The sequence below is a fragment of the Bacteroides intestinalis genome (assembly GCF_003464595.1).
Taxonomy (GTDB): Bacteria; Bacteroidota; Bacteroidia; order Bacteroidales; family Bacteroidaceae; genus Bacteroides; species Bacteroides intestinalis_A.
Genome location: NZ_QRZF01000003.1, coordinates 56,513 through 80,454, shown reverse-complemented (window position 1 = coordinate 80,454; position 23,942 = coordinate 56,513). Strand labels below are relative to the sequence as shown.

Here is a 23,942-nt window from a genome sequence, read left to right as displayed (position 1 = left end):
GACAGGGGAAATGCTCTTACTTTGCAACCGAAATAAAACGAGTTGATATGAATAAGAGTAAATTGTTGATTTTTGCCCTGGCACTCCTACCTATAGGAAACATTGCGGCAGAAGAAGTGGATACCCTGAAAATAGTGGACGTTGAAGAGGTTCTCATCATTGCAGCACCTAAAGAAAACCGTAAGTTGCGTGAGCTGCCCAATGCCGTCACCTTACTTTCACAACAAGACATGCAAGCTGCACAAGTGAACTCCATAAAGAACCTGACAGCACTGGTTCCGAATATCTTTATTCCTGATTACGGTTCGCGACTGACATCTGCCGTTTACATTCGTGGTATCGGTTCTCGTATCAATACTCCTTCCGTAGGACTCTATGTTGACAATATACCTTATATAGATAAATCCGCATTCGATTTCAATTACTCCGACATCGAGCGTATTGATGTGCTGCGCGGTCCGCAGGGTACACTGTACGGACGAAATGCGATGGGCGGAATCATCAAAGTACATACCAAATCTCCTTTCTCTTATCAAGGTACTGATTTCCGTATAGGAGCAGGTACACACAATCAATACAATACTTCCGTCACTCACTATCACCGGATGAATGAACGCTTTGCATTCTCGGCTGGAGGATTTTATGATTATGATGGCGGATTCTTCCGCAATGCGGCACGCAATAACGATAAGATAGACAAAGGACAATCTGCCGGTGGCCGTATGCGTGCCATCTATCTGCCCAGTGACAACTGGAAACTCGACTTTAATGTGAGTTATGAATATAGTGATCAGGGCGGCTATCCATACGGACTTTATAATAAGGAAAGCGGAGAAGTTGCCAAGACTGCTTACGATGAAGAAAGCAGCTACTATCGTAACTTGCTGAATGCCGGACTGAATCTGGAATATCAAGCACAAAATTTCATTTTGAGTGCTGTCACCGGATACCAGTGGCTTCGCGACCGTATGTTCATGGACCAGGATTTTTCTGCTGCCAATATTTTTAATATAGAACAGAAACAGAAAATAAATACTTTCTCGGAAGAAATCGTTCTGAAATCAAAGCCTAACCGCCGTTGGTTATGGACTACAGGAGCTTTCGGATTTTATCAGGCACTGCACACGGACGGACCGGTATTATTTCACCGGGATGGTATTACATCGGTTATTGAAAACAATGTAAATAGTGTTTTCGATGGTCTCGCATCTATGGGTATACCGGGCATTCCTGTCATGCACTTGGGAATCAACAATGAAAGCCTACCTGTCAGCGGCAGCTTCGACACACCAACTTTAAGCGGTGCTCTTTTCCATCAATCCACCTTCAATGACTTATTTGTCAAAGGTCTCTCAGCAACCGTTGGTCTGCGAATGGACTACGAGAAAATAAAGATGGAATATAATTCAGCCGCCGCAACCACCAACTTTAACTTCTCCATGAAAATGGGAAATCCTGCAAATCCTCAGATACTCGAAAGCCAAGGTTTGGAAGGAAATGCAATCTATCTGGGTAAAGAATCGACTGACTACGTTCAACTATTGCCAAAGTTTGCCTTGCAATATGAATGGAAAAAAGGAAATAACATTTATGCAACTGCGGCCCGTGGATACCGGTCAGGAGGATATAACATTCAGATGTTCTCCGATCTTGTAACAGGAGTGCTCAGTAACTCGATGATGGACGCCATTATGGCGGATCCTAAATTCAGCAACTTCTCCGCCATGATTAAAAAGATGAAGAAGGAATTGCCGGAAGTTAGTGAGGCTACCCGATATAAACCGGAATACACTTGGAACTACGAAGTTGGAAGCCACCTCACACTTTGGGAAGGACGTTTACTTGCTGACCTTTCTGCGTTCTATATGGATACACGCAACCAACAGATTGCTAAATTCGCAGAAAATGGTTTGGGACGTATCACTGTAAATGCAGGAAAGAGTCATAGTTATGGTGCCGAAGCAAGTCTGCGTGCCGCTCTTACTACTGCATTTACCGTCAACGCTTCTTATGGATATACATATGCTACTTTCAAAGAGTACGCAACCAATACAAAGATAGACGGAGAAACACAACCTGTAGATTATAATGGAAACTATGTTCCCTTTGTCCCGAAGCACACCCTGAGCCTGGGCGGACAATACATTTTCCGCATCAACCCGGGACATTGGTTGGACCGTATTCAGGTTAACGCCGACTACACCGGTGCAGGACGTATCTATTGGACCGAACAAAATGATGTCAGTCAAGCTTTCTACGGCACACTGAACGGACGCCTCAGCCTGCAAAAAGGCAACGGACAGATTGACTTCTGGGTTCGCAATGTACTGGATAAAGATTACGCTGCTTTCTACTTCGAAAGTATGGGCAACGGATTTATGCAGAAAGGCCGCCCCATACAGGCGGGAATCGAATTGCGATGCAGATTTTAAAATTCTTATAAAGAGTCATGAGCGCTTCCATCAAAGGAAACGCTCGTTTCTTTTAAAATTTCTCCCAGCCCGCCAACCAGATAGAACGGAAGATTAACAAGCTGAAATGTTTTTCCTTCAATCGTGGTGACTTCATCTATTGAATAAGGCTGTGACCATACACGCACAGCAACCGTTTGCGAAGAACGGTTCATAAACGAATGTAACGAACGAAGATGTGCATTATGTCCTGCCTTTACCTCAATAGGATAGATTTTGGAATCTTGCACCCAGATGAAATCAACCTCTGCCGCAGACTCACTCTTACCACGCACCCAAAAGTTACGTTTTTGGCTGACTTTATCGGTCAGCGTCAACAGTTCTTGTGCCACAATATGCTCGGCTATCATTCCTCGCCAAGCATCCATAATGTCTTTTGCACCGAATACTTCTTTCTGCACTTGAGCTGCATAATTTACCAAACCCGTATCCAGCCATACCAGTTTAGGCATACGCTTAGTTTCCGATATGGCAGGAACTTCCGTTGCCGTTGTCGGATAAACCAACTCCATTATCATAGCTTTTTCCAATAAACGAAAAGCCTCTCCAACTTCACGGGCATTATAATTCGATGATGCAAAACCTCCAAGTGTTACAATCTGTGCAGCTTTGCCCCAACCTTCTTTCAGAATGAACCGTATTACTTCTATCAACAATCCACGCCTGGCATACTTCTCCACATCATCCCGATACCCCTGTAAAAGAGTCTCATACACATCGCTTAAGGCAAGAATATCCCTCCTTTCAGCATAAAGCTGGACAGCCTCCGGCATGCCACCAATCAGCGTATATAAATTGAATAACGTCATCAACCGATCATGAAATGCAATCGTTATTTCCGGCTGTTCCAGCACCGGTAATAAAACTTCCTCACCGATAGCTCCCAAGAATTCACGAAACGAACAAGGACGTAAAGCCATATACTGCACTCTTCCTACGGGAAACGAAACATTTACATCCACCAGATTTTCCAGTAAGGAACCTGCAGCAATGACATATATTCCAGGAAGTTCCTCATAAAAATAACGCAACAATCCTATTGCTTTTGGTGAATTTTGAATCTCATCAATAAAAAGTAAAGTTGTTCCTTCCTTTCGCATAACTCCACAATGAGCGAAGAGGAACGGCATCAAATCTTTCAATGGTATTTCCAAATCAAACAGAGCAGTTGATTCTTTTTTCTCTAAATTGAGTGGCAGGTAGTTATCAAACTGTTGTCCGAACTCATTGACTATCGTAGTCTTTCCTACCTGTCTTGCTCCGCGCAAAACAAGCGGTTTACGATGCATATCCGTTTTCCATTGTTCCAAATGAAAAAGTATCGTTCTTTTAAACATAATTAAAAGATATTGGTTTTCAACGACAAAGATACACTTTTGTTTCAAAACCGAGGCAAAACATCAACTATTTTGTTTCAAAACTGAGGTAAAACATCTATTGTATCGTTTCAAAACCGAGGATCGTTATTCTTTTCTCTTACTCATTAATCGCACCGCAGCTCAGACAACGTCCTTTTTCTCTGAGCTTCTGTCCGCAATTGCCACAACGATAACGATAAACAACAAGCGTGGTGTACACCTTTTTCAGGAAAATCCAGATGAAAGCGACAAGGAAGACGTAGCCGATATATATCTGCGTAGTCAATATAAAGAAGAAATAGCAGAAGATGCAGCAAGATGCCAAGCCTAATAAATAGAACATAGCGGCAGCAGGCGAAAGCTGACGAAATAAATCATCGAGCACTGCCAACAACACTATGATGAATAACCAGATACTCAGCAAAAAGACCGAAAGGATAAACGGAACCTTAAAAGGTGAAAGCGTAGGATTAAAATAGAAGTGTTCCCACGTTTCGGGTACAAAAACCTGCATAGACTCGTACACCGTGGCACTAAACGCCATCAGTAAACAAAGCAACAACGGATACACACTATCTATATCATTGAAATAAACCATCTTCAACTGTTTGCGACGGAACAGGCGAAGCATCCAGGCACCCACAAACAAAGCAAAAATAATAACGAAATAGGAAGCATGCGTATCACTGAACAGGTAAATAAATTGGGAAATACTATCCGTCGGCACAAAAGCCTGCATCATCTCCCGCTCACCAATCCAGCCCTGTATTTCCTGAGAATGGGCCAGTTTCACCCAGACACTATCCACACTATCCGCCGGATGGATAGCAAATTCGGCCACGACCACACGATCTCCTTTGTAAAGGGTATTATAGCAATCTTTCACAGGCAGGCAGGCAAGCACAACAGAGTCTTGCACCACTTCCAGGTTGGTGTTCAGCGTATAGTGTCGGTCATAAAGATAAGTCAAGGAATCGCGGGTCCCGACACTCATCCCTTCATCATCCAAGTTGGGACGGGAATAATGGCAAGAAAAAAAACAGAAACACAAGAATAAAGAAATACAAATAAGTGCAGACCTGCGCAGAGAAAAGAAACCATATACTTTGCGTAGTCCTATGCTGATTCGCATTTCTGAACCATATTTCACTTCCTTATTCCGCATATACTTTCATCTGACAATTCTTACAATCAAACTCCAGACGGAAACGCTTACCATCTGTTCCCGACAGATAATAAGGTTCCCGATAAGATGAACGCCCCTTCTGGTAAGTAGGGCACCAACCCATACTATATCGCAGGCAATGCTTACAGAACATTAGGACAGCACCCGGAACAGATTGTTTCTCATAAGCCGGAGCCACAGAGGCAATGCCGTGGTCAGTATAGAAAGAGGCGGCACGGGTATTCATTACATTCCCGAGGTACGTTAATGAAGTACCGGAAACTGTTGTTTTAGAAGAAGTCCCCGGCAAAGGGAAAGCGTGAGTTGTAGGTTTCCAAACTGCCAGTTCCTGTCGGTAGTTGATGCGACGAACAGTAATCAGTTGCTCTACAACCTGACGACGCCAGTCGGCTACCACGGAAGCAGGAAGGAACCAATTATCTGAAAAACGGATTTCTATGGCGGAATTTGTTTCGGACGAACGATTATCCGCTAATATTCCGGCTTCAAAAGGAGTATTTCCCAATTTACTGAGTTGGGTACGCAGGTTATCTGTCTGCGAGGTACGGGCAGGTTCTTTCTGATAAGGGAAAGAAAGTGTAACGCTATTATCATCCTCATCCGTGATAGTCAGAGCAAAGCCGAAGGCGGTATCTGCCAAAAGCAAGGATACGGAAATTTTTCGTTCGGAAGACTTACGTGCCAGCAACTTCTCAAATTCCTGATCGTAGTTACGGTAAAGCACAGTACGCGGACGGATACGGGGCATCTCACCTGCCGGATAGAGTTTATTCCCGTCCACACGGTTGATACGGAATCCTTGCAGACGTCCTTGCTCATCGATATAACAAACACCGTCACCGTTATTGAATGATTTCAATCCGGCTACTGTGAGGTAGTTTCCGCGTTGTTCCTTCATGGTTCCCATCTCTTCGCCGAGGGATTTCGGAGTATCGAAAGAGAAAATATCTTCACTGCGTCCGTGCAGGAAGTAATGCGTAAATCCACGACTAAAACTTTTATCTAACTGGGGACGGAATGTATAATTACAAGTACCGGAAGAAGCCCGGGCGTATTCTTTACGGCGTGTAAAGATAGCATCCAGCTTTTGGCGGTAAGCAGCTGTAACATTCTTCACGTAAGAAACATCTTTCAGACGACCTTCTATCTTGAGTGAAGTGGCACCTGCATCAAGTAACTCTTCCAAGATATCACTCTGATTCAAGTCTTTAAGAGATAGCAAATGCTTATCACGTACAATTACTTTTCCGTCGGCATCCACCAGACTGAAAGGCAAACGACAGAATTGTGCACATTCTCCCCGGTTAGCGCTACGTCCAAAACAAGCCTGGCTGACATAACATTGCCCGCTATAGCTAACGCAAAGTGCCCCATGCACAAACACTTCCAACGGCACTTCCGGACAGACTTTATGAATATGGCTGATTTCCTGAAGGGAAAGCTCACGTGCCAATACTACTTGTCGGAAACCGGCTTCTGCAAGGAAACGTACTTTCTCCGGTGTACGGTTATCCATTTGCGTACTGGCGTGCAAGGGAATAGGTGGCAGGTTTAAGCGAGTGATTCCCATATCCTGCACAATAAGCGCATCCACTCCCGCACGATACAAATCCCAAATCATTTTCTCTGTCTCTTCCAGTTCTTCTTCCTTTAAGATGGTATTGACAGTCACATAAATCCGGGCATTATATAAATGGGCATGAGCCACCAAAGCAGCTATATCTTCCAACGAATTGCCGGCTGCTGCACGTGCGCCAAACTTAGGCGCACCGATGTAGACCGCATCCGCACCGTGGTTAATAGCTTCAATGCCGCATTCCATGTTTTTGGCAGGAGCCAGTAACTCTATCTTTCGTTGCTTTATCATTCTATATCGTTAATATTGTACGGAGTTTCCTGATAAACGAAATAGTTCAACCAATTAGAGAACAGCAGATTGGCATGGGCACGCCAACGTACCATCACACCTTTGTCCGGATCATTATCCACATAATAATTACGAGGTACTTCAATGGGCAGACCTTTATCCACATCCCTGCGATATTCCGTATCCAGCGTTAGTGGAGAGTATTCCGAATGTCCGGTAACAAAGAACTCACGTCCACCACGTGCTACCACCAGGTGTACGCCTGCATCTTCCGATTCCGAAAGTAAAGTAAGTTCAGGTATTTTCAAGATATCTTCTTTCCGTACTTCGGTATGGCGGCTATGAGGTACATAGAACATATCATCGAAACCACGGAAAATAGCATGCAACGGATCTAAAGGACGATGCTCGAATATGCCGAACATTTTCTTATCCAACGCATACTTGGGTACTCCGTAATGATGATAAAGTCCGGCCTGTGCAGCCCAACAGATATAAAGGGTGGACGTGACATGCGTACGGGCCCAATCGAATATTTCCATTATTTCATCCCAGTAAGTCACTTCTTCGAAATCCAGTTGCTCTACAGGGGCACCAGTGATAATCATACCGTCGTACTTCTCGCCACGCATCTTTTCAAAGTCAGTATAGAACGTCTGCATATGTTCTACAGGCGTATTCTTGGATGTATGACTCTTGATTTTCATGAACGAGATTTCCACCTGAAGCGGTGTATTGGAGAGCAAACGCACAAGATCTGTCTCCGTGGTAATCTTCAAAGGCATCAAGTTCAGGATAACGATGCGCAACGGACGGATGTCCTGTTGCGTGGCGCGGGAGTTGTCAATAACAAATATATTCTCTTCTTTCAGCAACTCTATCGCCGGTAGCTTATCAGGTAAATTTAATGGCATAAGTTATCAGATTATCTTTAATTTAGAGTACAAAGGTACGTGATAATTTTGAAATCTCCCGCGAAAGAATGAAAATGTAGAGCTATTTCAAGTTATTTATCTTCTTCATACAAAGCATTATAGATAAAATTATCAACAAAAAGACATCTTTCCTTTCATGTATTTAAAATATTATTCTACCTTTGCCGCCCGTAAAGTTAATGAACATTGAAAAACATTAAGATGGAACAGAGCCGGAGTTCAAGCGTGAATTCACTTAATTAGCATCCCAAAGCCACAGACTTTCCTATACCAATTATGGTCCTTACCCACCCCAGATATTCCGATGCTTTAATTAACACATTAATTTGAAATGCGACAGTCGTGTTTCACAAAAAACCATACTATTATGAACAAAACAACTATCAAAAACAACAGACTGACCTTATTCTCATTCTGTATCATTTTCTTATTCAGTTCTTGTGTCAATGAATTAGACTCAGAAACTTCTCCCGATGCTGTTCCCGGCACTATTCCCATCAATTTCACTACAAAAGTCAGCAAAGCCGATACACGTGTGACTAATACTGCCTTTGAAAAAGGAGATAAAGTAGGTTTATATGCAATGCTTCCATCTACTCCAATTACAGAAAAGCGCTACATTGACAATTTACAACTGGAATGTGGGGAAAAGAATGCATTCATCCCTGAAAAGACAGTTTTCTATCCGGCAGGAGATGCCACACTCAATTTTATCAGTTATTATCCCTATCAGTCAACCGGAATAAAAACAGGCCAATCTACCATTCCTGTATCTGTACAAACCGACCAAAGCAACGCAAAAGCTCTCTCCACATCCGATTTCATGATAGCCTCCGAAAAAAATGTAGAAAGCAGCGAAGATGCAGTCGTACTTCATTACAAGCATAAGTTGACCAAGATAAAAATCACAATCACAGCCGGTACTGGGGAAGATATAACAAAGATATATAAAGCAAATCCTCAGATTATCGCAGTAGGCTTCAAGACCAAAGCAGAATATAATACTGATACGGACAAGTTTATAAACCTGACAGAGGAAGCAGACATCATCCCATATGGTGAATGGAACATAGTAAAAGGGACTTTAACAGGAAAAGAATTCATCATCATACCACAAGATGCTGATGCTAACGCTCAATCTTTTATAATGGAATGGAACGGGAAAGTATATACTTGCCCAATGCCAAAACTGAATATGACAGGAAGTACACAATGCCAAATCGATATCGAGGCTATGCAGACAACCAGCCATTCTCTTACCGGAATAACCAGTACAGTTGAAGACTGGCTGCCCGGAGATAGCAAAGATACTAATAACAGTGGCGGCATTACAGCTATTCATTTGGCGGCACTCACTTTCTCTCAATCGAACATATACAGAATCTACCATGACGGCAAGCCGATGGCAGAAGTTTGTAAAGAGTATCTAAAATCTGATCAAATAACTTCAAGAGCAATTGTTGCATACCCGGTGAAAGAAGATGAAACGAGCAATCTGAGCAAAGGCGTTGTTCTAAAACTACTGGATGATGAAAGAGCGATAAGCGGAGGAAGCATAAACTGGAATACAGACGATAGTTCCTTTGCTTATACAGAAGGGAATCTCCAGTCTGTTGACAAATTCTATCTTAATGAAAAGGGTGAAATCTTACTGGAAGAAGCAGAAGATCCAATCAGCATAGATATTGCCAGCTATACCATCAGGGATATACGAAAGGGAAATACTTATGAGTATCCAATCGTAAAAATAGGCACTCAATATTGGATGAGAGAAGATTTATGTGCAACAGCGTACAGGAATGGAACTACATTGAATAAAAAAACTCAGTTGGGAGAAGGCCCTGGCTATTTCAGACCTCAGAATACAGAAACATATTTCTATAATGGAGAAGCTGTACTTGAGGGAGAATTGGCACCTGCAGGATGGAAAATTCCAGATAGTGATGATTGGCAAACCTTAAAAGAATACATCAAAGATGACGCTTCGATACTAAAATCCGGAGAATGGGAAGTCTTAAAAGAGGGTGACACGATTGATTCAGGTTCTAATCTAACTGGTTTCTCAGCATATCCCGTAGGGATTTGGGGAGCAGGAAAAAATATATCCCAAAAACAATTAGTATGCTACTGGACACTAAATGAGACAGAAAATAGCATACCAGAACAATCAATAAGTTTCACCGGAAGCAGCGCCAAGTTTTCTGTCGCCGCAACTCATGTTAAAAATGGAACTTACTATAAGGCCTTTTCCATACGCTGTCTAAAAGAATAGCCCAATAAAAAAAAGCATATCTCATTTCTTTTTCGTATTTTTGTTCCCAATGTACAAATAAGTTTTGTTCATCGAACAAAGACAACGAAAAAGAAATGAGAATTATCGACCTGATACACAGCAACGAGAAGACAGCTTTCTCTTTTGAAATACTGCCACCGCTGAAAGGCACAGGCATCGAAAAGCTGTACGACACCATAGATACTTTGCGGGAATTTGACCCGAAATACATCAATATCACCACACATCGCAGCGAATATGTGTACAAAGATCTGGGAAACGGTTTATTTCAGCGCAATCGCTTGCGCCGCCGTCCCGGAACTGTTGCCGTAGCTGCCGCTATCCAAAACAGATATAATATTACTGTAGTTCCGCATCTTCTTTGTAGTGGTTTCACCCGCGAAGAGACGGAATATGTACTGCTCGATCTGCAATTCCTGGGTATTACCGACTTACTGGTATTACGTGGAGATAAAGCAAAACATGAGTCCGTCTTCACTCCCGAAGGCGATGGCTACCATCATGCCACTGAATTGCAAGAACAAATCAATAACTTCAATAAAGGTATCTTCGTAGATGGCTCGGAAATGAAAGTGACCAATACACCATTTTCCTATGGTGTGGCGTGTTATCCCGAAAAACACGAAGAAGCTCCCAATATTGACACTGATATCTACTGGCTGAAAAAGAAAATGGAAGCCGGTGCAGAATATGCTGTTACACAGCTTTTCTATGATAACCAGAAATACTTCGACTTTGTAGAACGTGCCCGGAAAGCCGGAGTTACCATTCCCATCATTCCAGGTATCAAACCGTTCAAGAAGATATCTCAAATCAGCATGATACCCAAGACGTTCAAAGTGGACTTGCCCGAAGAACTGACATGCGAAGCGATGAAATGCAAAACGGATGAAGAAGCCAAACAAGTAGGCATCGAATGGTGTGTTAAGCAATGTAAGGAATTAGTGGAACATGGAGTACCCAGTATTCACTTCTACTCCATCGGTGCAGTGGACAGTATAAAAGAAGTTGCAAAGCTGGTATACTAAGGCCGAAATCAAGTAACATTAGTTGTAAATTATAAAACCATATATAATATCGTGTTTTTCAAAGAGGTAATAGGACAAGAAGCAGCCAAACAGCGACTCCGGCAGGAAGTGCAAGAGGGGCGTATTCCTCATGCTCAGCTCTTCTGCGGTCCATCGGGAGTGGGAAAACTTCCGTTGGCAATGGCTTATGCCCGTTACATCTGTTGCCCGAACCGTACAGATACAGACGCCTGTGGCACTTGTCCCTCCTGCGTAAAGTGGAATAAGCTGGTACATCCCGATGTACATTTCGTCTTTCCCATCGTAAAAAAAGGAAAGAAAGAAGTGTGCGACGATTACATAGCTGACTGGCGCCATCTGGTGCTAAACAGCCCTTATTTCAGTCTAAACCACTGGCTGAATGAGATGGATGCTGAAAACGGACAAGCCATCATCTATGCAAAGGAGAGTGACGAGATAGTACGTAAGCTCAGTCTGAAATCGAGCGAGGGTGGCTACAAGGTTACTATCGTCTGGCTACCGGAGAAAATGCACGTAGTTTGTGCCAATAAGTTATTGAAACTTCTGGAAGAGCCTCCCGAAAAGACAGTATTCCTATTGATATCCGAAACTCCGGACATGATACTGCCGACAATCCTGAGCCGTACGCAACGCTTCAACATCCGTAAAATAGAAGAAACGGATATTGCCAACGCCTTGCAACAGAAATATGGTGTACGTCCTAATGATAGTTTCACCTTGGCGCATCTTGCCAACGGTGACTTTATCAAAGCATTGGAAACCATTCATCTGAACGAAGAAAATGAACTGTTCTTTGAACTCTTTGTCAGTCTCATGCGTCTTTCCTATCAACGGAAGATACGTGAAATGAAGCAATGGAGTGAGCAACTGGCAGGCATGGGACGAGAACGACAGAAGAACTTCCTGACATACGCCCAGCGTATGATACGCGAGAATTTCATCTATAACCTGCATTGCAAAGAGATGAGTTACATGACTTTACCCGAACAAAACTTTGCGACCCGCTTCGCCCCTTTTATCAACGAACGGAATGTAATGGGAATGATGGATGAATTGAGCGAAGCGCAGATACATATTGAGCAAAATGTAAATGCAAGGATGGTCTTCTTTGATTTTTCATTGAAAATGATAGTTCTACTGAAACAGTAGAAATCAGATATATAGTAGTAATCTCAATCATAAATAAAAAAATGGATTTTAAACTACATAACGGAAGCGGAGGTCTCTGCTGCAAAAGTTGCGGCAGGCAAGACAAGCAACTGAATACCTACGACTGGCTGGCCGACATTCCCGGAAACGGAGAAGAAAGCGACCTGGTAGAAGTTCAGTTCAAGAATACCCGCAAAGGATATTTCCGCAATAGCAACCATATACCTCTTGAAAAGGGCGACATCGTGGCCGTAGAAGCAACACCGGGGCATGACATCGGTGTAGTAACCCTAACCGGACGTCTTGTTCCGCTGCAAATGCGAAAAGCTAACATCAAGTCTGAGGCTGATATCAAGCGTATCTACCGTAAAGCCAAACAGGTAGATATGGACAAATATAATGAGGCCAAAGGACGCGAACATAGCACCATGATACGCGCCCGACAGATTGCACTCAACCTGAATCTCAACATGAAAATCGGTGATGTGGAATATCAGGGAGACGGCAACAAAGCTATTTTCTATTATATTGCCGACGAGCGTGTAGACTTCCGTCAGCTGATTAAGGTATTGGCAGATGCTTTCCATGTCCGCATTGAAATGAAGCAGATTGGTGCACGCCAGGAGGCCGGACGAATCGGTGGTATTGGTCCTTGTGGACGCGAGCTCTGCTGTGCCACCTGGATGACTTCTTTCGTGTCAGTATCCACAAGCGCCGCCCGTTATCAGGATATTTCTCTCAATCCGCAAAAACTGGCAGGACAATGTGCCAAACTAAAATGCTGTCTCAACTATGAAGTGGACTGCTATGTGGAAGCTCAGAAACGTCTTCCTTCCAGGGAGATCGAGTTGGAAACCAAAGACGGTACTTTCTATTTCTTTAAGGCAGATATTCTGAGCAATCAGATAACCTACTCTACCGACAAGAACATTCCTGCCAATCTGGTAACAATCAGTGGAAAGCGTGCATTTGAAATCATCGGTATGAACAAACGGGGTACTAAACCAGAAAGTCTTGTAGAAGAAGCACGCCAAGTGGAACCCAAGAAACCAATAGATTTGTTGGAACAGGAAAGCTTAACCCGCTTTGATCGTAGCCGTAAAGGTAAAAACGGTGGAGAAAATAACGGTGGTGGAAATGGAAACGGCGGTAATAACAACCGCAAGAAAAAGAAAAAAGGAAATCCGAATCAACCCGGAGATCAGCAATCCAGACCACGCCCACAAGGTGAGCCCAGACCGCAAGGTGATAAGCCCAAACCACAAGGCGATCAGCGACGGGGAGAACAACCCAGGCGCAACAAACCCAAACGCCCTAACAATCCACCCAGACCACAAGGAGAGAAACCAGCCGGAAATGAAAAACCTGCTCAAGAATAAAACATCTCTTCTGAAGAGTTTAATACTGCTGTTCATCGCAAGCTTCTACACAGCCTGCGATGAACAGACTGTATATCATTCTTTTCAATCCCTGCCAACGGAAGGCTGGCAGCGGAATGACACACTATTCTTCAATGTTTCGGTTGCAGACTCTGCTACACTCTACAATGTATCCGTAGAAGTAAGAAACCGGAACAATTATCCGTATCAGAATCTACCTTTACTCGTCTACTACGACAGTCCGGAAGCTCCAAATATCAAGCGGGATACATTGGAACTACGACTTGCTGACAATGCAGGTATTTGGTTAGGAGATGGCTGGGGTGGGTTATATCAATCAACTCTCCCAGCAGGCTTCATCCGTATTGGAAAAGCCGGGGAATACCGCTTCAAAATCATACACCTTCTACCGGACGAAGTTCTTCCCGGTATCAATGATGTAGGAATCAAATTAAAACGCTGACAGTCTCTTTTTACGTCCTGCATCAATCCGCAGGAAGATGAACAGCAAGATAGTGAATCCCCAAAGCGAAGAACCACCATAACTAAAGAATGGCAGCGGAATACCAATCACAGGTGTCAATCCCAGCACCATACCTACATTAACAAATAGGTGGAACAGGAATATACTAACAACCGAATACCCATAGACTCGACCAAAAGTAGACGGTTGCCGTTCCGCCACAGCAATCAGACGGAGTATTAATATAAGGAATAAGAGCAGCACGGCAGTAGAACCTATAAATCCTTCTTCTTCACCCACTGTGCAGAAAATAAAGTCCGTATCTTGTTCGGGTACATATTTCAGCTTAGTCTGAGTACCATTCAGAAATCCCTTTCCTGTCAGACCACCGGAGCCGATAGCTATCTTCGACTGGTTGACATTGTATCCGGCACCAGCCAAATCTTCTTCCATGCCTAATACCACCTTGATACGTATCTGCTGGTGAGGCTCCAATACTTTATTAAAGAAGTAATCACTGGAATATAAGAAACCGATAGAACCAATAGCAAACATACCTATCAGGAAATAACTAAGATGACGCTCACTCAACGAAAGGAAAATAAGGTATCCAACTACCAGCACACACAGTCCCCATTGCACCCAAACCAAATTAAACGGAGTCACATATTCCGATATAAAATAAGCGATTAACAACACTCCAATGGTAACTAACAATATATTGCGTACCGGTTCCCATTTCTTCTTATAAACCCACACCATTCCTGCCGCAGACAGCAAGACCATCGAGAGCACAGCAAACTCCCCTATCGGCGTCGGCGTATCGGCAATAAACACCTGATCAAACCGAATACCTACCACAAAGTAAACTACCGCGCACAACCCGGAAAACAGAACTACCCCCGGCATCCCCTCCCGATACAGAACCAAAAAGAAAGCAGTATATACCAACGCTGAGCCCGTCTCCCGCTGCAAGATAATAAGTATCATCGGGAACAGAATAAGAAAAACCATCATCAGGATATTCTTCCAGTTCTTCATGGTGAACGAATAGGAATTCATATACTTGGCAAGCGCCAGTGCCGTAGCAAACTTGGCAAATTCCGCCGGCTGCAAACTTACCGGTCCCATGACCAGCCACGACCTCGACCCCTTCGTATCAGGTGCTATAAAGATAGTGACCACAAGTAATATGGCAAGTGCTATATAAATAAGATAGGCAAACATATCATAAACGCTATCTTCAAGCATCAACAGCACAAACCCCAATCCAAAAGAGCAAATGATCCAAACCAGTTGCTTACCTGCACGAGTGGAGAAATCCCAGAAGTCACGGTCGCCATAATCATAGCTTGCCCCGCAAACGCTGAACCAACCGAATGCAATCAGAATCAAGTAAACACAGATCGTTACCCAATCCAGTGATTTCCATATACTATCTCTCCTCGTCACCATACATTATCACACGATTACTCATTTCTTCCGCTCTTTCCTCACTGGCAGGCGAAAGTTTTCCATTCAAATACTGTTCCATCATTAAAGCACCATAAGGTACTCCATAGGTTGCACCCCAACCCCCATTCTCCACATAAACGGCAATAGCGATCTTCGGCTTGTCCATCGGGGCAAAACCTATAAATGCAGAGTGGTCATGTCCTCGATTCTGTGCCGTACCTGTCTTTCCACAGACTTCTACACCCGGCAGGATAGTTCCGGCTATACGGCAAGTAGCACTTCCGGTAACTCCCGTAACGGCAGCCCGCATACCTTCTACAATTTCTTCATAATAAGAGCGATCAATAGAAGTGTAACGACGCTCCCGGTAGGTACTATCCAATTCTGCATCCTGAATATCCTTCACAATATGCGGAGTCACAAAATAACCACGATTGGCGATGGTAGCCGCTAAGTTTGCCATTTGCAAAGGTGTACTTAAAACTTCACCCTGACCGATAGAGATACTGATTACCGTCAATCCATTCCATGATCCACGATAGGCTTTATCATAAACACCTGCATTAGGGATAAATCCACGTTTCTCACCCGGCAAGTCCGTTCCCAGCTTATAACCAAATCCTTGAGAAACCATGTGATCTTTCCATACAGTAAGTGCATTCTGCGGCGAACCGTATTTCTTATCACCAAACATGCGATAAAGCCCCCAACAGAAATAAGCATTACATGAAGTGGCAATAGCCGGTATCAACGGAAGTGGTGATCCGTGTCCGTGACATCCCACACGCAAACCTCCATAAATAAATCCATGAGAACAAGGAAACGATGTGGACGGCTGTATGATACCTTCTTGTAAGAATGTCAGTGCCTGGGCTGTTTTAAAAGTAGATCCCGGAGGATAAACACCCATAATCGCACGGTTCAGCAGCGGTTTCTGTTTATCTTTCTGCAACATATTATGGTTTTTCCCACGCTGACGTCCGATCATCAGATGCGGATCAAAATTAGGTGCCGATACCAGACATAAAATCTCTCCCGTTTCCGGCTCAATAGCCACAATTGCACCGATTTTATTCTTCATCAGACGCTCACCCAACATCTGCAAATCAATATCCAATCCTAATTTCAGATTCTTGCCCGGTATCGATGGCCGATCCAGTTTGCCATCCATATAGTGCCCCTGAATACGTCCATGCGCATCACGAAGCAAAACCTCCACTCCTTTTTCACCACGCAGGTACTTTTCATAAGACTTCTCTATACCTTGCTTACCTACATAGTCACCGCGGATGTAATAATCATCAGCCTCAATATCTCTCATTGAGACCTCACCGATATCCCCCAAAGCATGTCCGGCAGCGTTATAGGAATATTGCCGGATAGTACGCCTCTGAATATAAAAGCCTGGAAATTTGAAAAGCTTTTCCTGGAATACACCGCACTCTTCCGCTGAGAGCTGCGTCATAAACACCTGATGCGTATATCTGGAATAACCGGGATTCATCCAACGATTCTTCACATCTTTCATTCGCTTCAGCAACTGCTCTTTCGTAATATTCAGTGTGCGGCAAAAATCGAGAGTATCTAGTTCCGTCACCTCTCGCGGCACGAATGTGATGTCATAAGCAGGTTGATTGAACACCAGCAACTTTCCATTACGGTCATAAATCGCACCGCGTGAAGGATACTGGATTTTATTGAGAAAAGCGTTACTATCTGCGTTCTTCTTGTAAGTATCAGTCATGATCTGCAACACAAAAAGACGCATGATATAAATGATAACAATCACAATTGCTACCCCACCTATCACTAATTTCCGCTTTTCGAGTGTATAATCTTTTGCCATCTTACTTCTTCTTCACTCCTTCTATAGCCATGATACAGGTTACAGTCAGCAACGTACTTGCCACAATTCTCAGCAGCAACGTTCCGATATGTGCGAACGAAAAGAATTCTATGGTAAGTAATATTGCATGATGAATAAAAACGCTAACAACCAAATACTTCAGGAAAGGAACAATCCCCATCGATTTGATCGAAGGAACTATATTTTCGAACGTATCTCGCGGTACGAACAGACGCAGGAAAGTAGGGCGTAAAAAAGCCAAAGCCACCGTTGCCGCAGCATTCATACCCGGTGTGTCCGAAAAGATATCCACCGTCAGTCCCAGGAAAAACGCCCACAGCATCAAAGCATTCCGCGGCGTTTCCGACTCGAATTTCAGTATGAGATAGATATATAGAAAAGGAGTGGCATATCCGGCAATATGCACATTATTCAGTATCAGTACCTGCAATAGTACCAAACCGATAAACCAACCTATTTTATGCAGATAATTGAGAACCAATTCGATTTACAATTTACAATTTACGATTTACAATTGGGGCTACTCCCCTACCATTTATCACTCCTATCACTCTATCACCTTATCACTCCATCACTTCCCTTCTTCCTTCTCCAGCATCTTCTGCTCCTCTTGTCCGGTACGGGCAATTACCCGCACATTGCTCACCTTACCAAAGTCCGTAGCCAGTTTTATCTTCAACAGATAAGAGAGACCGTCGTGAGAGTCGGACATATCATCCACCGTTCCCACCATGACTCCTGCTGGGAATACTGTAGAATAACCACTTGTCACCACCGTATCACCTAAGTTGAACTCTGCATGGCGAGGTAAATCCTTCAGATATGCAAAGCGAGAATCTCCATATTCCCACTTCAAATAACCAAAATACTCGCTGCCTACAATCTTACAACTGATGCTCGATTTACTGTTCAGCAACGGAATAACGGTAGAGTAATGCGGAGAAGTTTTATAGACAATGCCCACTACTCCATTAGCATCTACCACGCCCATTTCCGGACGGATACCTGCAGACGAACCTTCATCAAGAGTAATATAGTTATCCACCCGGTTCAAACTATTTTTGATGACATTCGCCTTGAATATCTGGTATTCTTCCGGTTCAAGCCGTTCCAGACTATAGAGCCGGACAGAGTCCATTCCTTTATTATTCAATGTTTTCTCCAGGAATGCCACTCGTTGCTCCAGCCACATATTACGGTCGAGCAAGTCCTCATTGACAGATTTCAGATGGAAATAAGAAGTTATAGTTCCCGAAACATCGTAAACTTTCCCCGCCACACTATTGGCCGATGTGAAAAACACACTCTGCTGATAGTAATTGAAGCGGAACAATAAAACAAAACTGGCTGCCTCTAACAGTAGAAAGAGGAACCAGTAGTTGTATTTAATAAGAAAGTTCAGTAAATTTCGCATATTGACGAGCAAATGAAAGAATGAAAAATTAAAGAATTAAAGAGAACGCCCCATGCCACTCTTAAGTCGCACGGCTTTCATTATTAATTCTTTCATTATTAACTTGCTTGTCATCTCATCAGGAATGAGAAACGATCCACATTCTTCAGCGCCACACCCGTACCTTTGGCAACAGCGTGCAGGGGATCTTCGGCAATGTGGAACGGAATGTTTATCTTATCAGTCAAACGCTTATCGAGTCCACGGAGCAATGCACCACCACCTGCCAGATAAATACCGTTGTGCACGATATCGGCATACAATTCGGGAGGTGTATTTTCCAATGCGTTCAAGATAGCTGTTTCAATCTTTGAAATTGATTTCTCCAGACAGTGCGCTACTTCCTGGTAGCATACAGGCACTTCCATAGGCAGAGCCGTGATACGGTTCGGACCATGAACGATATAATCTTCCGGAGCATCCTCACCCAGTTCGGTCAAGGCTGCACCTACATTGATTTTAATACGCTCGGCCATACGTTCGCTGACCTTCACATTGTGTTGACGGCTCATATATTCCTGGATATCAGCAGTCAAGTCATCACCCGCAATGCGGATGGAGTTGTTGGCTACGATACCACCCAAGGAGATAACGGCAATTTCCGTAGAACCACCACCTATATCTACAATCATGTTTCCTTCCGGAGCTTCTACATCGATACCAATACCGATAGCGGCAGCCATGGGTTCAAAAATCAGGTAGACGTCACGTCCGCCGGCATGTTCGGCAGAGTCACGCACGGCACGCAGCTCCACTTCAGTACTACCTGAGGGGACACCGATAACCATACGGAGTGAAGGAGAGAACAGACGGTTGCGATTATTCACCATCTTTATCAAACCGCGTATCATCTGCTCGCAAGCATAGAAGTCGGCAATTACACCGTCGCGAAGCGGACGGATGGTACGTATGTTTTCGTGGGTCTTTTCGTGCATCATCTTTGCCTTGTCACCCACGGCAATCATCTTATCGGTGCGACGGTCGAGAGCTACCACCGAAGGCTCATCCACCACAATCTTACCATTGGTTGTGATAATGGTATTGGCGGTACCAAGGTCCATCGCTATTTCTTGCGTAAAAGAGAATAATCCCATGTTGTTAATTATGAATTATAAATTATGAATTATGAAGATGACAGCATGCTCGGCGCAGCTAACTCATCATTCATCATTCATAATTCATCATTAATATTAGTGTTTGAAATGACGAATTCCTGTGGTCACCATCGCGATGCCATGTTCGTTGCAATAGTCGAACGAAAGCTGATCCTTGATGGAACCACCCGGTTGAATAACTGCGGTCACACCTTCATTTCCAGCAATCTCCACACAGTCGGGGAAGGGGAAGAAAGCGTCGGATGCCATCACGGCACCTTTCAGGTCGAAGCCGAAGTTCTTGGCTTTTTCGATGGCCTGCTTCAAAGCATCCACACGTGAAGTCTGTCCCACACCGCTTGCCAGCAATTGCTTGCCTTTAGCCAGTACGATAGCGTTGGACTTGCTGTTCTTCACAATCTTGTTAGCAAAGAGCATGTCTTCTATTTCCTGTGCGGTAGGTGCTTTCGTGGTTGCAGTTTTCAAATCTTCAGGCTTCTCGATGTTCAGGTCGCGGTCCTGTACCAACACACCATTCAAGAGAGAACGGAACTGCTTCTTAGGCAGTGTGGCAGGCTTGCGAACCAGAATAATACGGTTTTTCTTCTGTCCCAGGATTTCCAATGCGTCTACATCGTAATCAGGGGCGATAATTACTTCGAAGAAGATTTTATTGATTTCCTCAGCAGCGTCCTTATCGATCACTCCGTTTGTGATGAGTACACCACCGAAAGCGGAAACCGGGTCACCGGCCAATGCATCGTTCCATGCTTCGAGCACCGTGGGGCGTGAAGCCAGACCGCAAGCATTGTTATGCTTCAATACGGCAAACGTAGTCTCTTCAAATTCATCGATCAGGTCGACGGCTGCATTGATGTCGAGCAGGTTGTTGTAAGAGATTTCCTTTCCGTGAATCTGGTCGAACATAGCTTCCAGATTTCCGTAAAAGTAACCCTTCTGGTGCGGGTTCTCGCCGTAGCGCAAAGTCTTCTGATTATTGGCAGAGCAACGGAATGCGGAACCTTCTTCGCCATCGAAGTAGTTGAAGATGGCTGAATCGTAATGGGAAGAAACGGAAAACGCCTCTTTGGCAAACCAACGGCGTTCTTCCAGCGAAGTGGTAGCTCCATGTTCCATCAGCATATCGCGGAACGGCTGGTATTGTGCCTGAGAAGCAATGATAACCACGTCATTGTAATTCTTGGCAGCAGCACGGATCAGTGAAATACCGCCTATATCTATTTTCTCGATGATAGTCGGCTCGTCGGCACCGGAAGCTACGGTAGCTTCAAACGGATACAAATCGACGATAACGAGGTCTATTTCGGGAATTTCATATTTTTCTATCTGTTGCATATCCTGTTCCAGTCCGCGACGGCAGAGAATACCACCGAACACTTTCGGATGCAGGGTCTTTACACGTCCACCCAGGATAGAGGGATACGTGGTCAAGTCTTCCACTGCTTTGCAGGGATACCCCAGTGATTCTATAAACTGACGAGTTCCGCCTGTGGACAGAAACTCAACTCCTTCTTCATGCAGTTTGGTAATGATTTCGTCCAAACCTTCCTTATGATAAACCGATACTAAAGCGGTTTTAATTCTTTTTGTTTCAGACATGGAATTGCGTATATAAGTATTTGATGCGCAAAGGTACTAAAAATGTTTATTTGCACACATACTCAAACACAATAAATTAGGTATAATTAAAAAAGGCAGCAATCCCGGTTAGGAATTACTGCCTTTATCTTTTTTGCTAAACGGAGAGGATACCGCCCCACTGTGCCAGAGTTGTGCCACAGCCTTGGCACAGTTTTGCCATCACCTTGGCAAGATTATGCCATGCCTATGGCACAACTGTGCCAAAGCGATGGCAAGACTTACCAGATAGAGATACGTTCTTCTACCGGTACATACATCGGATCTTTCTCCGTAATGCCAAATGCATCATACCATGCAGCAATGTGCGGCAATGCAGCGTCTACACGCCATTTGCCCAAAGAATGCACGTCGATCTTCGTCAATTGCAGGATGGCTTCGGGACGAGTATTGTTAGCCCAAACATTGGCATAAGCCAGGAAGAAGCGTTGTTCGGGAGTGAAACCGTCTTTTACCTCCAGCGGAGCGGCAGCGGTAGCCTTCTTGAATGCCTGGTAAGATACTTGCAAACCTCCGTGGTCGGCAATGTTCTCACCCAGCGTCATACGACCGTTGGCATGTACCCCCGGTGCAACTTCGATACTGTCAAAGAAAGCAACCATTACATCGGCACGTTTCTCGAAGTTCTTAGCATCTTCTTCTGTCCACCAGTCTTTCAGATTACCGTCTTTGTCGTACTGACGACCTTGGTCATCGAAGCCGTGTGTCATCTCATGACCGATTACAACACCGATTGCACCGTAATTGAAGGCATCGTCAGCATTCATATCGAAGAACGGATATTGCAGGATACCGGCAGGGAAACAGATTTCGTTCGTTGTCGGGTTGTAATAAGCGTTTACGGTTTGCGGAGTCATCAACCACTCGTCCTTGTCTACCGGTTTGCCGGCTTTGGCAATCATTTCAGCATAGTTCCACAGGCTGGCACGTTTGAAGTTGTTCCAGTAAGAATCGTCTTTGATTTCCAACGTAGAGTAGTCTTTCCACTTATCAGGATAACCGATCTTCACGTGGAAAGTAGCCAGTTTCTCCTGTGCTTTCAGCTTGGTTTCATCGCTCATCCAGGCAAGGTTGTTGATGCGTTCGCCCAGGCTGGTTTGAAGGTTCTTCACCAAAGATACCATACGTTCCTTGGCAGCGGCAGGGAAGTATTTCTCTACATACATCTGTCCTACAGCTTCACCCAGTGCGGAGCTTACTACAGAAACGGCAGTCTTCCAGCGGGGTTGCATTTCCTGCGTTCCAGACATGGTGCGTTCGTAGAAGTCGAAGTTCTGTTGAGCCATCTCGTCATTCAGGAAGCTGGCAGCAGAATCAATCAGCTTCCATTGCAGGTAAAGGGCTTGCTGATCAACAGGTAAGGTATTCAGGATGTTGGCAGCTTCAGCTACCGAAGCGGGCTGGCCGACAATGATTTCCTTCACATCCGTCAGGCCAAGACCTGAAAGATATGCGTCCCAGTTGAAAGTAGGATAATTCTTCTTCACCTCTTCCATGCTCATCTTATTGTAGTTGGCATGCGGGTCACGCAGTTCGGTACGAGAACGGAAAGCTTTGGCAAGACGGGTTTCTACGTCCATAACCACTTCCATACCTTTCTTGGCAGTAGCCTCATCGAAACCTGCCAACTGATACATTTTCTGTACATGAGCACGGAAGGCATCACGGATAGCGGTAGTAGAAGGATCAGTAGCCAGATAGTAATCGCGTTCGCCCATGCTCAAGCCGCTTTGATAGAGCTGCACGGCGTTCTCGTTACTGTTCATTTCGTCGGCAGCTACATAGAGGCCGAGGTAAGCACCGATGCCCTGTTTGCGCAGATCGGCGAGCAAAGCATAAACAGCTTCTTTATCTTTCAGGGAAGCAATCTGTTCCAAGTCGGCTTTGATAGGAGCAACACCTTCCTTGTTCAGCTTCACGCTGTCCATAACAATCTTGTAGAGGTCGCCTACCTTTTGCGCTACACTACCAGCTTCGTGCTGAGTGGCAGCCAGTTCTTCAATCAGGCCTTGTATCTGCTTACGATTATTCTCGGCAAGTTCTGTAAAAGAACCGTACTGTGAATACTCAGGTGAAAGTGGATGACTTTCAATCCAACCGCCACAGGCGTACTGATAGAAACTACTCCCCGGAAGGGCAGTTGTGTCAAGATTGGCAAGCTGGATACCGGCTGTCATTTCAGCTTTCTGCTTGCCCGTACCACATCCCACCATCATAAGGCAAGCTGCGGCTAAAGGTAAATAATGAGTTACTTTCATAAGATA

General features: G+C 44.3%; 17 protein-coding genes. 6 read left to right on the top strand and 11 right to left on the bottom strand.

What is annotated here, in order from left to right; all coding sequences use genetic code 11:
* Positions 1–47: 47 nt before the first annotated feature.
* Positions 48–2,432, top strand: a complete 2,385-nt coding sequence (locus tag DWW10_RS05190; RefSeq protein ID WP_118421453.1) for a TonB-dependent receptor — start codon at positions 48–50, stop codon at positions 2,430–2,432.
* Positions 2,433–2,437: 5 nt separating this feature from the next.
* On the opposite strand, the gene DWW10_RS05185 is transcribed toward DWW10_RS05190, so the two are convergent.
* The 4 genes from DWW10_RS05185 to metA form a co-directional block, all read right to left on the bottom strand.
* Positions 2,438–3,808, bottom strand: coding sequence for an ATP-binding protein (locus tag DWW10_RS05185; RefSeq protein ID WP_118421452.1), 1,371 nt, complete (start codon positions 3,806–3,808; stop codon positions 2,438–2,440).
* Positions 3,809–3,947: 139 nt separating this feature from the next.
* Positions 3,948–4,961 (bottom strand): hypothetical protein, encoded by a 1,014-nt coding sequence (locus DWW10_RS05180; RefSeq protein ID WP_230372639.1) that lies wholly within the window; start codon positions 4,959–4,961, stop codon positions 3,948–3,950.
* 22 nt (positions 4,962–4,983) lie between these two features.
* The gene (locus tag DWW10_RS05175; protein WP_118421450.1) at positions 4,984–6,882 is read right to left on the bottom strand and encodes a peptidase U32 family protein; all 1,899 of its coding nucleotides are present in this window, start codon (positions 6,880–6,882) and stop codon (positions 4,984–4,986) included.
* Positions 6,879–7,796, bottom strand: coding sequence for a homoserine O-acetyltransferase MetA (metA, locus tag DWW10_RS05170; protein WP_022392245.1), 918 nt, complete (start codon positions 7,794–7,796; stop codon positions 6,879–6,881). The genes DWW10_RS05175 and metA overlap by 4 nt, the downstream gene beginning before the upstream one ends.
* A gap of 388 nt (positions 7,797–8,184) precedes the next feature.
* On the opposite strand from metA, the gene DWW10_RS05165 reads away from it, so the two are divergent.
* From DWW10_RS05165 to DWW10_RS05145, 5 genes are all read left to right on the top strand, one after another.
* Positions 8,185–10,089, top strand: a complete 1,905-nt coding sequence (locus DWW10_RS05165) for a fimbrillin family protein (RefSeq protein ID WP_118421449.1) — start codon at positions 8,185–8,187, stop codon at positions 10,087–10,089.
* Positions 10,090–10,184: 95 nt separating this feature from the next.
* Positions 10,185–11,138, top strand: a complete 954-nt coding sequence (gene metF, locus DWW10_RS05160; RefSeq protein ID WP_022392246.1) for a methylenetetrahydrofolate reductase [NAD(P)H] — start codon at positions 10,185–10,187, stop codon at positions 11,136–11,138.
* A 51-nt stretch (positions 11,139–11,189) separates the two neighbouring features.
* The gene (locus tag DWW10_RS05155; RefSeq protein ID WP_007667553.1) at positions 11,190–12,308 is read left to right on the top strand and encodes a DNA polymerase III subunit; all 1,119 of its coding nucleotides are present in this window, start codon (positions 11,190–11,192) and stop codon (positions 12,306–12,308) included.
* A 41-nt stretch (positions 12,309–12,349) separates the two neighbouring features.
* On the top strand, positions 12,350–13,687 hold the full coding sequence (locus DWW10_RS05150) for a PSP1 domain-containing protein (RefSeq protein WP_118421448.1): 1,338 nt from the start codon (positions 12,350–12,352) through the stop codon (positions 13,685–13,687).
* Positions 13,665–14,150, top strand: coding sequence for a gliding motility lipoprotein GldH (locus DWW10_RS05145; protein WP_118421447.1), 486 nt, complete (start codon positions 13,665–13,667; stop codon positions 14,148–14,150). Before DWW10_RS05150 ends, DWW10_RS05145 begins: the two co-directional genes overlap by 23 nt.
* Here the strand turns inward: DWW10_RS05145 and rodA are convergent.
* From rodA to DWW10_RS05110, 7 genes are all read right to left on the bottom strand, one after another.
* The gene (gene rodA / locus DWW10_RS05140) at positions 14,139–15,605 is read right to left on the bottom strand and encodes a rod shape-determining protein RodA (RefSeq protein WP_118421446.1); all 1,467 of its coding nucleotides are present in this window, start codon (positions 15,603–15,605) and stop codon (positions 14,139–14,141) included. The two genes, DWW10_RS05145 and rodA, sit on opposite strands and share 12 nt — an antisense overlap.
* Complete coding sequence (mrdA, locus tag DWW10_RS05135) at positions 15,586–17,451, bottom strand: penicillin-binding protein 2 (RefSeq protein ID WP_061437744.1); 1,866 nt, start codon at positions 17,449–17,451, stop codon at positions 15,586–15,588. The genes rodA and mrdA overlap by 20 nt, the downstream gene beginning before the upstream one ends.
* Position 17,452: 1 nt before the next feature.
* Entirely contained in the window at positions 17,453–17,953 is a 501-nt protein-coding gene (mreD, locus tag DWW10_RS05130) for a rod shape-determining protein MreD (RefSeq protein ID WP_118421445.1), read from the bottom strand.
* A 90-nt stretch (positions 17,954–18,043) separates the two neighbouring features.
* Positions 18,044–18,886 carry a rod shape-determining protein MreC gene (gene mreC, locus DWW10_RS05125; protein WP_061437742.1) on the bottom strand — a complete coding sequence of 281 codons (843 nt, stop codon included), beginning with the start codon at positions 18,884–18,886 and terminating at the stop codon, positions 18,044–18,046.
* Positions 18,887–18,996: 110 nt separating this feature from the next.
* Positions 18,997–20,019: a rod shape-determining protein gene (locus DWW10_RS05120; protein ID WP_007667579.1), complete on the bottom strand. Its 1,023-nt coding sequence runs from the start codon at positions 20,017–20,019 to the stop codon at positions 18,997–18,999.
* Between the two features lie 96 nt (positions 20,020–20,115).
* Positions 20,116–21,639 (bottom strand): bifunctional phosphoribosylaminoimidazolecarboxamide formyltransferase/IMP cyclohydrolase, encoded by a 1,524-nt coding sequence (gene purH / locus DWW10_RS05115; RefSeq protein ID WP_118421444.1) that lies wholly within the window; start codon positions 21,637–21,639, stop codon positions 20,116–20,118.
* A gap of 260 nt (positions 21,640–21,899) precedes the next feature.
* Positions 21,900–23,936 (bottom strand): M13 family metallopeptidase, encoded by a 2,037-nt coding sequence (locus DWW10_RS05110; RefSeq protein ID WP_118421549.1) that lies wholly within the window; start codon positions 23,934–23,936, stop codon positions 21,900–21,902.
* Between the last annotated feature and the right edge of the window lie 6 nt (positions 23,937–23,942).